15 protein-coding genes are annotated in these 13394 nt (G+C 65.5%); 5 read left to right on the plus strand and 10 right to left on the minus strand.

The window, feature by feature from the left end; genetic code table 11:
- The first annotated feature begins 46 nt into the window (after positions 1 to 46).
- Positions 47 to 712: a DsbA family oxidoreductase gene (locus XH87_RS05025; protein WP_271586380.1), complete on the plus strand. Its 666-nt coding sequence runs from the start codon at positions 47 to 49 to the stop codon at positions 710 to 712.
- A gap of 5 nt (positions 713 to 717) precedes the next feature.
- Here the strand turns inward: XH87_RS05025 and XH87_RS05030 are convergent, their stop codons facing one another.
- The 6 genes from XH87_RS05030 to XH87_RS05055 form a co-directional block, all read right to left on the minus strand.
- Positions 718 to 1881 carry a GNAT family N-acetyltransferase gene (locus XH87_RS05030; protein WP_271586381.1) on the minus strand — a complete coding sequence of 388 codons (1164 nt, stop codon included), beginning with the start codon at positions 1879 to 1881 and terminating at the stop codon, positions 718 to 720.
- A 104-nt stretch (positions 1882 to 1985) separates the two neighbouring features.
- Entirely contained in the window at positions 1986 to 2477 is a 492-nt protein-coding gene (locus tag XH87_RS05035; RefSeq protein ID WP_271586382.1) for a DUF6789 family protein, read from the minus strand.
- A gap of 19 nt (positions 2478 to 2496) precedes the next feature.
- Positions 2497 to 3936 (minus strand): cytochrome c oxidase accessory protein CcoG, encoded by a 1440-nt coding sequence (gene ccoG / locus XH87_RS05040; RefSeq protein ID WP_271586383.1) that lies wholly within the window; start codon positions 3934 to 3936, stop codon positions 2497 to 2499.
- Positions 3937 to 3972: 36 nt separating this feature from the next.
- Entirely contained in the window at positions 3973 to 4176 is a 204-nt protein-coding gene (locus XH87_RS05045) for a YgaP family membrane protein (RefSeq protein ID WP_028181089.1), read from the minus strand.
- Between the two features lie 25 nt (positions 4177 to 4201).
- Positions 4202 to 4645, minus strand: a complete 444-nt coding sequence (gene trxC / locus XH87_RS05050) for a thioredoxin TrxC (protein WP_271586384.1) — start codon at positions 4643 to 4645, stop codon at positions 4202 to 4204.
- Positions 4642 to 5928 (minus strand): NAD(P)/FAD-dependent oxidoreductase, encoded by a 1287-nt coding sequence (locus XH87_RS05055; RefSeq protein ID WP_271586385.1) that lies wholly within the window; start codon positions 5926 to 5928, stop codon positions 4642 to 4644. The genes trxC and XH87_RS05055 overlap by 4 nt, the downstream gene beginning before the upstream one ends.
- A gap of 115 nt (positions 5929 to 6043) precedes the next feature.
- On the opposite strand from XH87_RS05055, the gene XH87_RS05060 reads away from it, so the two are divergent.
- From XH87_RS05060 to XH87_RS05075, 4 genes are all read left to right on the plus strand, one after another.
- The gene (locus tag XH87_RS05060; protein ID WP_193374131.1) at positions 6044 to 6343 is read left to right on the plus strand and encodes an ArsR/SmtB family transcription factor; all 300 of its coding nucleotides are present in this window, start codon (positions 6044 to 6046) and stop codon (positions 6341 to 6343) included.
- A 131-nt stretch (positions 6344 to 6474) separates the two neighbouring features.
- Positions 6475 to 7467 (plus strand): efflux RND transporter periplasmic adaptor subunit, encoded by a 993-nt coding sequence (locus XH87_RS05065; RefSeq protein WP_271586386.1) that lies wholly within the window; start codon positions 6475 to 6477, stop codon positions 7465 to 7467.
- Positions 7464 to 10688, plus strand: a complete 3225-nt coding sequence (locus tag XH87_RS05070) for an efflux RND transporter permease subunit (protein ID WP_271586387.1) — start codon at positions 7464 to 7466, stop codon at positions 10686 to 10688. The genes XH87_RS05065 and XH87_RS05070 overlap by 4 nt, the downstream gene beginning before the upstream one ends.
- Before the next feature lie 10 nt (positions 10689 to 10698).
- Positions 10699 to 11055, plus strand: coding sequence for a carboxymuconolactone decarboxylase family protein (locus tag XH87_RS05075; protein WP_271586388.1), 357 nt, complete (start codon positions 10699 to 10701; stop codon positions 11053 to 11055).
- Between the two features lie 77 nt (positions 11056 to 11132).
- Here the strand turns inward: XH87_RS05075 and XH87_RS05080 are convergent, their stop codons facing one another.
- The 4 genes from XH87_RS05080 to XH87_RS05095 form a co-directional block, all read right to left on the minus strand.
- Positions 11133 to 11465 carry a hypothetical protein gene (locus tag XH87_RS05080; RefSeq protein ID WP_035707445.1) on the minus strand — a complete coding sequence of 111 codons (333 nt, stop codon included), beginning with the start codon at positions 11463 to 11465 and terminating at the stop codon, positions 11133 to 11135.
- Positions 11466 to 11580: 115 nt separating this feature from the next.
- Entirely contained in the window at positions 11581 to 12051 is a 471-nt protein-coding gene (locus XH87_RS05085; RefSeq protein ID WP_271586389.1) for a PaaI family thioesterase, read from the minus strand.
- Positions 12052 to 12061: 10 nt separating this feature from the next.
- Positions 12062 to 12652: a bifunctional transcriptional activator/DNA repair enzyme AdaA gene (locus XH87_RS05090; RefSeq protein WP_271586390.1), complete on the minus strand. Its 591-nt coding sequence runs from the start codon at positions 12650 to 12652 to the stop codon at positions 12062 to 12064.
- Positions 12653 to 12749: 97 nt separating this feature from the next.
- On the minus strand, positions 12750 to 13154 hold the full coding sequence (locus XH87_RS05095; protein ID WP_271586391.1) for a hypothetical protein: 405 nt from the start codon (positions 13152 to 13154) through the stop codon (positions 12750 to 12752).
- Between the last annotated feature and the right edge of the window lie 240 nt (positions 13155 to 13394).

A 13394-nucleotide genomic window follows, 5' to 3' on the forward strand; every position in this document is an offset into this window, starting at 1 on the left:
CTTATCTTTGGGCGAACCCGTGACCTGCCCGAAGGAGGCGCCTGACATGAGCACGCTGAAACCGCTCCAGATCGATGTCGTCTCCGACGTGGTGTGTCCCTGGTGCTATATCGGCAAGCACCGGATCGAGAGCGCGCTGGCGCTCGTGCCCGACGTTCCCGTCAAGCTCAATTTCCGCCCGTTCTTCCTCAATCCCTGGGTACCGCGCGAGGGCATCAGCCGCGAGGCCTATCTCACCCAGAAGTTCGGCTCGGTGGAGGCGTACAAGGGCGTTGCCGGGCGCGTCGTTGCGGCGGCAAGCGAGGAGGGCCTCGTCTACAAGCCCGAGCTGGTGGCGCGGCAGCCCAACACGACCGACTGCCACCGCCTGATCCTGTGGGCGGAGGCGATCGGCAAGGCTCCTGAAATGAAGCAGCGCCTGATGGAGCTGTATTTCCGCGACGGCGGCGATCTCACCGACGTGAACGTGCTGGTGCAGGCGGCCGCCGACATCGGCCTCGACGCCGACGACGTGCGCAAGCGCCTCGCCACCGACGAGGATGTGGCGCGCGTCTCGGCGGATGCGCAGGAAGCCGCCGAGAAGGGCATCTCCGGCGTGCCGACCTATGTCTTCGCGCAGAAATACGCCGTCTCCGGCGCGCAGGATCCGAACCTGCTCGCCCGCGCCATCCGCCAGGTCTCGGCGGAGATCAACGCGCAGGCGGCGGAGTAGCTGTTCTATTTACGAAGCAGGCGAACTGCGCGGCGCGCCGCTGCATACGCGATGCCGTGCGCCGCGAGCGCGCCGTGAACCAGCGCCACGACCGGATCGTGCCGGCGCAGCGGGACCAGCACATCGCCGATCGCGAAGCGTCCGCGCCAGATCGGGTTGATCATGGGGTGATCGGCGCTCGCCGTCGAGTCCGCGCTGGCGATGGTGGGATCGGCGCAGAGGTGGCGGGTGAGATCGAGGGTGAGCTGCACGCCCGGCGAATACCTCGCAAAGCGCTCGTCGATGCCGAGCTTGAAGAAGAAGGCGCGGTCCTGGTGGTGCAGCACGATGCCGGCGGCCACCGCTGTCGTGCCGGCGCGCAGCGTGATGATCTCGCATTGCGCGGTCTCTGCCAGCGCCGGTACGGCGCGGCGGATGAAGGCCGCATCGCCCGCATGCTGGACCAGCGCGGTGCCGCGCTTGCCCTTCCAGCCGCTGGCCTCGAGCTGCAGGAATGTCTCGAGCGCGGGCCCGATCTCATCCGGCCTGCGCGCAACCTCGAACCTGACCGGGCCGTGCTCTTCGAGACGATGGCGCTGGCGGCGCAGCTCCTTGAGCTTCCTGGCGCCGAGCGCCTCGCGCAGCAGCGTTTCGGCATCCTGCGTCGCATCGAGGCTGGCGCGCTTGTAGGAGGACAGCACGCGCGGCTTCAATCCGTCGCGGCTCAGGGCCTGCACGAGCGCATTCATCGCAGCACCGTCGAGCGCGACGTCGTTCAGCACGAGCGCATGCGCGCCGGCTTGCCGGGCTTGCTGCAACAGCCGCGCCGCCACCTCGATCGGAGCGTCGCAGTCGATCAACGGACTGCACAGCGTGCCGTAGGGATGCGCGCTCACCAGCGCGGGCAGGGGAATCTTCAGGGCTTGCCACAGCGAGATCACGGGCATCAGCCCGATCAGCCGGGTCGACGTGCCGTCGAATACGGGCAGTGCAGAGGCGCTCGTGCGGCCGCGTGCGCTGGCGCTGACGGCGAGCTCCCAGGCGGGCAGGTAATAGCCGTTCGGCTCGATCGCCCGCTGCGCGAGGGCGCGCCATTGGCCAGGGTCGATGGTCGTGAGCGGGACGCGCGCGGCCACGGCATCCTTTGCGGATGCCGGAGGAAGCGCTGCCTGCTGCGCGATGTCGACCACGTCCCTCGTCCCCGTTCACGCGGGCCGAGCCCGAGTTGTGCGGTCATGCTAGCGCAAAGGATGGAAAATACCGTTGGGACGCCGTCTCAATTCCAGCGGTAGCGTTAACCGCGCATTGACCACAGCCGTCCCGGCTCGGAATGCAGCACCGAAAACCCGATGCCCAAGAACGTGCTGTAGGCAAGCACCATCGCCAGCGAATACGCGGCGGGGAGTATGCCGAGTCCCAGGTCGGAGGCGAACGGTCCTCTCCCGAGGATGGGAAAGTAGAGCAATCCCATGGCGATCCAGCCCATGATGCCGAACAGGAATCCCTTCGTGACGGCGTTGTGCCCGGGCAGGAGATGGTAGGTGGAGCGGAACAGGATGCCGAGCACGAGAGTGCCGTTCACGAACGACATCGCCCATGGCACAGTGGGGTGGACCGGGCCGCCACCCAGCCAGTGGCTAAGGCCGAGCTGAAGATCGTGGTACGGCTGGAACGTTGGAAGCCAGCCCATCCACCGCTTGAGGAACATCACGCTCGAGTGCGCGGCGTTGCCGCACAAGCCGGCCGCCAGCGATTTCCAGAGGTGATGGACCACCGCCTGCTGCATGGTTCCCTGGCTGCCTCCCTCATTGCTCCGACGGCACGAAATGGTCGCGGGCGGTCGCGGTCTGGCCGCTGGCGATCTCGGTCGCTTCGATCTCGATGTCGGTGGCTGCCTTCGGCATCTGCGCGGGCGCGACCTGCACCGACATCCGGATCTCCCGGGTCTGGTCCTGCCCGACCTCGACGATCAGTCGGCCGTCGGGCTTGCGCTCGACGCCGGCGACGCGCACGCTCGCGCCCGGCAGATCCTTGACCTCGATTGCGAACGATCTCGCGGCGCCCTTGTTCAGCAGGCGCACCGTGTAGTCGTTGCGCACCCCGCCATCGGCCAGTTGGACGAACAATGGATTGCGCTCGTGCAGAACGTTGATGCTCATCGTGCTGCGGGTCGCGAGCGTGTAGACCATGATGCTGCCGACGATCGCGATCGCCGCCGCGTAGATCACGGTGCGCGGGCGGATGATGCGATAGAGCGGCGGCTTGCCCTCGCGGCGGCGCTGCATGTTGATGTCGGTGTCGTAGCCGATCAGGCCCTTGGGCCGGCCGATCTCGCCCATGACGTTGTCGCAGGCGTCGATGCACAGACCGCACTGGATGCAGCCGAGCTGAATGCCATGGCGGATGTCGACGCCGGTCGGGCAGACATTGATGCACTGGCGGCAGTCGACGCAGTCGCCGGCGATATCACCATGAGCGCGGGCGGCGTCCGCCTTTTTCACCGACATGCGCGGCTCGCCGCGGTCGCGGCGATAGGTGACGTTGAGCGCCCATTCGTCGGTCAGAGCCGCCTGGATGCGCGGCCAGGGGCACATGTAGATGCACATCTGCTCGCGGGCGTGCCCGGCAAAGACATAGGTCGTGGCGGTGAGGATGCCGATCCAGAGATAGGCGATGAACGGGGCCTGGAAGGTGGCGAGCTGCTTCACCAGCGTCGGCGCGTCGTCGAAATAGAGCACCCAGGCGCCGCCGGTCCACCAGGCAATCATGATCCAGAGGAAGTGCTTCAGCGCGACTTTTCGGATGTGATCGAACGTCCAGTAGCGCTTGTCGCCCTGCATGCGTTCGCGCCGGTCGCCTTCGACCCAGCGTTCGACGGCGTAGAACAGGTCGGTCCACACCGTCTGCGGGCACAGATAGCCGCACCACAGCCGTCCCGCGACCGCGTTCATCAGGAACAGAATCATGGCGGCGAGGATGAGCAGGCCTGTGAAATAATAGACCTCCTGCGGCCATAGCTCGATGAAGAAGAAGTAGAAGCGCCGATGCGGCAGGTCGATCAGCACGGCCTGGTCGGGCAGGCCGGGGCCGCGATTCCAGCGAACGAACGGCAAGAGATAATAGATCCCGAGCGTGACGCAGAGGATCGCCCATTTGATGCGGCGGAACGGCCCGTGGACCGACTGCGGATAGACCTTCCTGCGCTTCTCGTAGAGAGGCCCCTCGATGAAGGTGTCGTCGGTCATGGCAAGTTCCCCCGCATCACAGGCTACATTGCGCGTTCAGGAGAACGCGCAGCCGCTGCTCAGGCCAAGCTTCCTGAACACGATCGCCGCCGGGCAGAAGCCCGTGAACGAGGCCTGCAACATGTTCAGTCCGGCAAAGGCCGTCAGCAGGTACCAGTACGCATTCACATAGGTGCCCAGTGCGAGACCGAGCAGGACGACGAATCCCGCAAAGGCGAGAACGGCTTTATCGACATTCATGGCAGGCTCCTTTTTTCTGGCGACGTTACGAACGGGTCAGGCCGGCTTCGGTCCAGGCGACGATGCTGCGGGCATCCATCGCGCCGGAATGGCGGGCGATCTCGCGGCCGCCGCGCATCAACAGCAGGGTCGGGATGCCGCTGATGTTGAGGCGCGACGACAGCGCGGGTGCGTTGTCCGAGTTGAGCTTCAACAGCCGGACGTTCGGCTCCAGCTGCTGCGCGGCGCGCTCGAACATCGGTGCCATGGCGCGGCACGGGCCGCACCATGGTGCCCAGACGTCGACCAGCACGGGAATGTCGCTGTTGGCGACATGGCGGCCAAAGGCTGCTTCGTCCACCTCGATCGGATGACCGGTGAACATCGGCTGGTGGCAGGCGCCGCAGCGCGCAGCTTCCGCCGCGCGCTCGGCGGGCAGGCGGTTGATGCGGCCGCAACGTCCGCAGACGATCTGGCGCGTCGTGCTCATGTGCCTGTTCGGACCTCCTTGATCTTGGCGATATTCAGCCGGTCGAGCAGGAAGCGTTCATAGAACGGCTCGCTCTCGCCGCGCCGCATCTTGCGCAGGAAGTACTTCTCGAAGGCGACCTTGGCGAAGTGCACCCATTCGCCCTTGGAGGACCAATTGACGTTGCGCGGCGGAATCTGCGGCTGCGCCAGGAAGGCGACCCCGGAGTCGCCGAAATCGGCGAGACAGATCGCGTTCCAGGTCGGCTGCGTCGTCGGTGCCTTGCCGCGGAGCAGGGCGCCGATGTTGATCGCGGTTGCCGTCACCATGGATTCGATCATGAAGCCGGTCTTGGGGACGCCGACCGGCACCGGTGTCGCGCCGACCGGTGCGATCGCGACGCAGACACCGACCGCAAACACGTTGGGAAAGGCGGGGTTCTGCTGATGCTTGTCGACGACGACGAAGCCGCGCGGGTTGGTCAATTTCTCGATGCCCCGTACCGCATCGACGCCGCGAAAGGCCGGCAACATCATCGAATAGGCGAATGGCAGCTCATGAGCCTTGCGGGACGTGCCGTCGTCGGAAAACTCCTCCACCGTCATCATGCCGGGGGCGACGTTGTCGACGCGGGCGTTGGTGATCCACTTGATGTGCTTCTCGCGCATCTCGCTTTCCAGAAGCCCCTTGGTGTCTCCGACGCCGTCGAGACCGAGATGGCCGATATAGGGCTCGGAGGTGACGAACGTCATCGGGACCCGGTCGCGCAGCTTCCGGCGGCGCAGCTCCGTTTCCAGGATGAAGAGGAATTCATAGGCCGGTCCGAAACAGGAAGCGCCCTGCACCGCGCCGATGACGACCGGACCCGGGTTCGCCGCGAGCTTCTCGAAGGCTTCACGGGCATGCGCGGCGTGATCGACGTGGCAGATCGACTGGGTATGGCCCTGTGGCCCGAGACCCGGAATCTCGTCGAACGCCAGTTCGGGACCGGTGGCGACGACCAGGTAGTCGTAGTCGATCGACGTGCCGTCGCCGAGCTCGACGCGGTTCTCGGTCGGGTGGACGCGCTTTGCGCCCTGCGTCAGCAGTCGCACGCCCTTGCGTTTCATGATGTCCGCCAGATCGATCTCGATCTCTTCGCGCTTGCGCCAGCCGACTGCGACCCAGGGATTGGATGGGACGAAGTGATAGACGGCGCCTTGCGAGACGACGCTGAGGCGATCCTCCTTTCTCAACTGCGGCAGCAATTCATAGGCCATCAGCGTTCCGCTCAGACCAGCTCCGATTACGACAACTTCCGCCATGGGTACCTCCGTTGGACCAAGCCGCTCCGCCGGTTCAGCCCCGGCTGTCGTGCGGCGCTTGACTATATATTCGTATTTGCGTATATACGCAAGTATGAATATGAATGCTGAGATCATGGAGCGGGCGGCGGATCAGGCGAGCGAGCTGCTGAAGGCGCTCGCCAACCGGCACCGTCTGCTGATTATCTGCCAGTTGATCGATGGCGAGCAGTCGGTCGGCGAGTTGGCCGAGTTCCTGAACCTCCGGGATTCCACGGTCTCCCAACATCTTGCGCTCCTTCGCAAGGATGGACTGGTGTCTGCCCGGCGCGAGGCGCAGACGATCTTCTATTCGATCGCGAGCGAGCCGGCGCGCGAGGTTCTGAAGACGCTCTACCAGGCGTTCTGCGCGCCGAGGTCCGCAAGGACGAGATGAAACCTAGGAAAGCTCGGGTGAGGGCGCCTTGAGCAGGATCAACACGCTCCATTCCGATGCAGATGAAATGCGCTGCGCGGCGGCGTGGTGATGCTTCGATCATGACACGGAAGAGTTCCATGCGATGTACGATGAGACATTTGGGCCTGCTCGCCGCCTTTGCGGCGATCGGCTTGGCTGGAGCACCGGCGAGGGCAGCCGAAACACTCGTGGTCGTCAGGCAATCGATCGCCGATGAAAAGGCGGTCTTCGCCACGGTCGAAAGCATCAGCGTGGTGCCGGCGCGCGGGCGGATCGGCGGTACGGTGGTTCAGCTCAAGGTCAGGGAAGGGGATCGCGTTGCCGCCGGCCAGGCGATCGCGACCATCGGCGACGAAAAGCTCGTGCTGCAGATGAAATCGCTCGACGCGCAGATCGAGGCGCTGCAGGCGCAGGCGAACCAGGCGCAGCTCGACTTCACCCGGACCGAAGGGCTGGTCGAACGCGGTATCCTGCCCCGGATCAAGCTCGACGAGCAGCGCACCGCGCTGAACGTCGCCGAGAACGGCCTGCGTGCCAAGACTGCCGAACGTGCGGTGATCGCCGAGCAGCTCAACCAGGGCCAGGTGCTCGCGCCGGCGGATGGTCGCGTGCTGAAGCGGTTGATCACGATAGGGTCCGTCGTGCTCGCGGGCGATCCGATCGTCACCGTCGCCCAGCAGAATTTCAAGCTGCGGCTTCGCGTGCCGGAGCGGCATGCGCGCTTCCTCAAGGCGGGAGACAGGATTCGCGTCGACGGCGCGGAGTTCGTCGGAGAAGCCGCCAAGTCGGGCGTCATCGACCTCGTCTATCCCCAGATCGAGGAGGGGCGCGTCATTGCGGATGCGACCGTCGAGGGTCTCGGCGAATATTTCGTCGGCGACCGCCTGCGGGTCTGGATCTCCGGCGGCATGCGATCGGCCTACGTCATCCCCTCGAGCTATGTGACCACCAGGTTCGGTATCGACTACGTTCGGCTGCAGAAGGACAGCGGAGCGATGGACGTGCCGGTGCAGCGTGGCCGCGAATTGCCGACGCCGGCGCTTCCCGATGGGCTCGAGATCCTGTCCGGCGTTTCAGCCGGCGACCAGTTGGTGCGGCCGTGAATCTCGGGCTCTCAGGACGGTTGACAAAGTCGACCATCGCATCGCCGCTGACGCCGCTGTTCCTGCTCGCGGCGCTCGTCGTGGGGCTGATGGCCGTCGTGGTGATCCCGCGCGAGGAGGAGCCGCAGATCAGCGTTCCCATGGTGGACATCCGCGTCAATGCCGACGGCCTGCGCGGGCCGGACGCGGTGGAGCTGGTGAGCAAGCCGCTGGAGTCGATCGTCAAGGGCATCGACGGGGTCGAGCACGTCTACAGCCAGACCGAGGACGACCGCGTGATGGTCACCGCGCGCTTCCTGGTCGGCACCAAGTTCGAGGATGCCATCCTGCGGGTGCACGAGAAGATCCGCGCCAATCTCGACCGCATTCCCGTCGGCATCCCCGAGCCGCTGATCGTCGGCCGGGGCATCAATGACGTCGCGGTCACCGTATTGACGCTGTCGCCGAAGCCGGAAGCTGCCAGCCGCTGGACCGACAAGGACCTCTACGAGCTTGCCGACAAGCTGCGCGCGGAGCTGATGAAGGTCGAAGATGTCGGCCTGACCTACATCGCCGGCGGCGCGGCGCAGCAGATCCGGGTCGAGCCCGATCCGGAGAAACTGTCGCTGTTCGGCATCACGCTGCAGCAGCTCGTGGCCAAGGTGAAGGATGCCAACCGCTCGTTCCTGGCGGGGCAGGTCCATGATGCCGGCATCGTGCGGAGCGTTGCGGCGGGGCAGACGCTGTCCGGCATTCCCGATATCGGACTATTGCTCATCACGAGCCGCGACGGCCGGCCGGTCTACGTCAAGGACGTCGCCTCCGTCGTCGTCGGCCCGAGCACCATCGAGCATCGTGTCTGGACGGAATCACGCGACGCCGCCGGGCAGTGGGCCCGGACGCCCGCCGTCAGCCTGGCGCTGGCGAAGCGGGCCGGCGCCAATGCGGTCATCGTGTCCGAGAGCATCGCCGAACGCCTCGAAGGATTGAAGTCGCGCCTGATTCCCGAAGATATCCAGGTGACGGTGACGCGCGACTACGGCGAGACGGCCAACGAGAAGGCCAACGAGCTGCTGTTCCACCTCGGCCTTGCGACGATCTCGATCGTCGTCCTGATCGCGATCGCGATCGGATGGCGCGAGGCGCTGGTGACGTTCGTCGTGATTCCCACGACGATTCTGCTCACGATGTTCGCCGCCAACCTGATGGGCTACACCATCAACCGCGTCAGCCTGTTCGCGCTGATCTTCTCGATCGGCATCCTCGTCGACGACGCCATCGTCGTGGTCGAAAACATCGCGCGGCACTGGGGCATGCGCGATGGCCGGCCACGCCTGCAGGCGACCATCGAGGCCGTGGCGGAGGTCGGCAACCCCACCATCGTCGCGACGTTGACCGTGGTCGCGGCGCTGTTGCCGATGCTGTTCGTGTCGGGCCTGATGGGCCCCTATATGGCGCCGATCCCGGCCAATGCGTCGGCTGCCATGCTGTTCTCGTTCTTCGTCGCGATGGTGGTGGCGCCCTGGCTGATGCTCAAGCTCGCGCCGAAGGGCGACATTGCCCCGACGCATGCGGCCCACGATGAAGGCCGGCTCGGCCGGCTCTACCGGCGCTTCGCCACACCGATCGTGCGGAGCAAGCGGTCGGCCTGGATATTCCTGCTCGGCGTCGGCATCGCGACGCTGCTGTCGATGACGCTGTTTGCGACCAAGTCGGTGACGGTCAAGCTTCTGCCGTTCGACAACAAGTCCGAGATCGCCGTGGTCGTCGACCTGCCGGAAGGGGCGAGCCTGGAGGCGACCGAGCGCACGCTGTTCGGTGCGGCCGAAATCGCGCGGCAATTGCCGGAGGTCACCTCGCTGCAATCCTATGCCGGCACGCCGGCTCCCTTCAATTTCAACGGCCTGGTGCGGCACTATTACTTGCGGGAGAGGCCCGAGCTCGGCGAGGTGCAGATCAACCTGGCTGCGCGCGGCGAGCGCAAGCGCGCGAGCCATGAGATCGCGCTCGAGCTGCGCGAGAAGCTGAAGGCGCTCGCTCTGCCCACGGGCACCAACATCAAGGTGGTCGAAGTGCCGCCCGGGCCGCCGGTGCTGTCGACGCTGCTCGCCGAGGTCTACGGTCCCGATGCGACCACGCGCCGTGCGGTCACGGCCGAGCTCAGAAAGATCTTCGCGGAAGTGCCGTTCATCGTCGACATCGACGATTCGGTCGGCGAGAAGCGGCCACGGCTGCGGCTCTCGATCGATCAGGACCGGCTCGAGTTCTTCGGCGTCGAGCAGCGCGATGTCTACGACACCATCCAGACGCTGTTCGGCGGCACATCGATCGGCTATTCGCATCGCGGCGAGGACCGCAACCCGATCGAGATAGCGGTGCATCTCGGAAAGCGCGATCTGCTCTGGGACGAGGCTCTGGCCTCCACACCGGTGCCGGCCAATACATTGCCCGGCAGCAAGACGGTGGTCGAACTCGGCCAAGTCGTGAAGGCGACCGTGGAGGAGGGCTCGCCGACGATCTTCCGCCGCGACGGCCGCTTCGCCGACATGGTGATGGCCGAGCTTGCCGGGCGCTTCGAGGCGCCGCTCTACGGCATGCTCGCCGTCGCCGATCGCGTGGATGCACATGATTGGGGCAAGCTGCCGAAGCCTGCGATCAGCCTGCACGGCCAGCCGTCGGACGAGTCGCGTCCGACGCTGCTGTGGGACGGCGAATGGGAAATCACCTGGGTGACCTTCCGCGACATGGGCGCCGCCTTCGGCGCAGCCATCCTCGGAATCTACGTGCTGGTTGTCGCCCAGTTCAGGAGCTTCCGCCTGCCGCTCGTCATCCTGACGCCGATCCCGCTGACGCTGATCGGCATCCTGATCGGGCACTGGCTCCTGGGTGCGCCGTTCACGGCGACCTCGATGATCGGGTTCATCGCGCTGGCGGGCATCATCGTACGCAATTCGATCCTGCTGGTCGATTTCATCCGGCACAGCGGCGGAGACGGCAAGTCGCTTCGCGAAGTGGTGCTGGAAGCGGGCGCCGTCCGCTTCAAGCCGATCCTGCTCACCGCGCTCGCGGCCATGATCGGGGCGGCGACCATCCTGCTCGATCCGATCTTTCAGGGACTGGCGATCTCGCTCCTGTTCGGGCTGGCGTCGTCAACGCTGCTGACCGTGCTGGTGATTCCCGCGATCTATGTCGCCCTGCGCGCTCCGCGCGAGGCGGCTCCGACCACAGCCGAATCCAGCTAGCGAGGAACCGATGGACAAGAACTACGTCGACATCACCAAAAACATCTCGTCCAACCTGAGGAAGCTGCGGGGCGACATTCCCGACACCATGAAGGGGTTTGCCGTACTCGCGCAGGCCGCCACGCGCGACGGCGCGCTGGACAAGAAGACCAAGGAGCTGATCGCGCTGGCACTCGGCGTCGCCGCACATTGCGACGGCTGCATCGGCTTCCACACCGAGGCGCTGGTCAAGCTCGGTGCGACGCGCCAGGAGATCGAGGAGACGCTCGGCATGGCCGTCTACATGGGAGGCGGACCGTCGCTGATGTATGCCGCGGATGCGATCGCGGCCTACGAGCAGTTCCAACAGCAATCGGCCGCCGTGTAATGTCGGTCACCTGATACGATTGTACGAGCGGGACCGGACGAGTCGTCTCGCCGGTCCCGCCATCAAGCCTTGATCGATTACCAGCGGTCGTCGACACCTACGCCGACGCTGACGCCGGGCGCGCGAATGCCGACTCCGGCGCGCGGGCCGTCGTCCCAATGGCGATGATAGGTCCGGCGCTCGTAATAGCGGTCGCGCGGCATGTAGTTGTAGGAGTCGCGTACGATCACGCGCGAACCACCGCGCGTGCGATAGCAGCGGCCGGCGTCGTCGCAAACGAGCCGCACCTGCTGGACGAGATCCGGATTCGCATATTCGCTGGTCGTGTAGATATCGGAAGCGCTCGCACTCGACGCGGCTGCCAAAGCACCGACGCCCGCCAACAGCGCAATCGTAAACGTCCTCATCATGTCCTCCTCCGAGATTGCCCTCGGCGGTACAAGAAGGGGAGGCGGTGATCGTTCCCGGCCGCGATGCTGGTTTTTCCCGGAACCGGGACCTTGTGGGTGGTTTGTTCCCTTGATCTCAAGCCGGGAAGATGAGGCACGTGGTCGTGCCGTGAGCGAGCAGCCGGCCCTTGGCATCCGTCACGCGTCCGTCGGCCGTTCCGATGCGGCGGCCGCAACTCAGAACCTTGCCTTCGGCCGTGACCAGGCCCGTCTCCGGCGTAATCGGCCGCAGCAGCGAAACCTTGAACTCGAGCGTGGTCTGGCCGGCCCCCTTGTCGAGGACCGACTGGATCGCCAACCCCATGCAACTGTCGAGCAAGGTGGCCGTGAGACCGCCATGCACCGTGCCTGCCGGGTTGAGGTGAGCGCCGGTCGGGACGAGCGCGACGACGACGCGGCCAGATTCTGCCTTCACCACATCATAGCCCAATGTTTGGGCGAGCGTGTTGAGAGGCAACGTTCCGTTGGCGAGGCCCTGGACGAACTCCAGCCCGCTCAACTGCTTCTGTCGTCCGGCGTCGACCGTTCCATAGCTCTTCGCGGTCATCTGAATCTCCTCATCGCACTCGCCTGTGTTCGAGTCGCGAAGCTTCGGTCTTTCTCCGGAAGGTCGATGGCGGGCGACCGTAGAGCCGCGTGAATGCGGTGCTCATGCGCCGCGCGCTTGAAAAGCCGGAGCGTTCCGCGACGGCGGCCATCGGAAGATCGCTTGCATCAAGCAGCCGCTTGGCGCGCTGCACACGGATCGACAGCGCCACTTGCAGTGGAGACGCATCGAGATGTCGGGCGAACAGGCGCGCCAGGTGGCGCGCGCCGACTCCCAACCGTTCGGCCAGCCGGTCCACGCCGCCGCGATCGAGCTCTCCCTTCTCGATGAGTGCCAGCGCGCGTTCGACGGTTGTCCTTGAACCTTTCCATGCGGGACAGAACGGCGCTGTTTCCGGCCGGCATCTCAGGCAAGGACGGAAGCCGGCATGCTCGGCCGCGGCCGCGCTACGATAGAAGGTTACGTTGCGGGCGAGTGGCGTGCGCGCCGGGCAGACCGGACGACAATAGATGCCGGTTGTTTTCACCGCGACGAATATCACGCCGTCCAACGTTGCGTCGCGGCGGCGGAGGGCATCGTAGTGAGCGTCGAAGTCGAGCATGGCGCCTGCTATAGCGGCTACACCTTTGTCGCGCGAGTCCGACGCGATGACCGTGTCCGAAAACGACCGGGGCGGACGTCCATCGCCGAGGCTGCGCCTAGATCGGCTCGTAAGTCTCCGTCCCGCAGATGTCGTCGGCTTCCGCCCGCCGGCGGTCCACGACTTTCCCGTCGTTGATGGTCACGATGTAGGTCTGGGCGCCGAGCGGCGTGCCGGTCGCGGAGGTGAGCTGCGCACGGACGCACGCCGTCCAGCCTGGTCCTCGCACCTCACGATGGGGCGGGGCGACGTGCACCTCGCGCGGATAGGACGTTGCGAGAAAGACGACGTCGATCTGCTCGCGCACCACGCGCTTGACGTCGGGCGGCGCTTCGGGCGGCGGCTGCTCCGCCTCCTTCATGCGCATGAACTCGGGCACCGGTGCGCGGCTGTCGGCAAAGCCGCAGGCACCGAGTGCAAGCGCGCCAATGAGCAGCGCCGCATGAGCAACGATCCGCAACATCCGTGAAGGTCCCCTGCGGGCGAACAGATAGGCACGAATGCGATTCGACGAAGTCCATGCCGATCAAGTTTTGCTGAAGCCCAAATTCTGCTGAAGTCCAAGTTCTGCTGAAATCCAAGTTCTGCTGAAGGCCTGGAACCCGCAGCATTTGCTATTCCGCGATTGCCGGCTAGCTTGTACCCCACAAGAGGGGGATTGCACCGATGAGGATTTTGATCATGGCGGCCGCGGTTCTGGCAC

The organism is Bradyrhizobium sp. CCBAU 53415, assembly GCF_028128735.1.
In the GTDB taxonomy this organism is placed as follows: domain Bacteria; phylum Pseudomonadota; class Alphaproteobacteria; order Rhizobiales; family Xanthobacteraceae; genus Bradyrhizobium.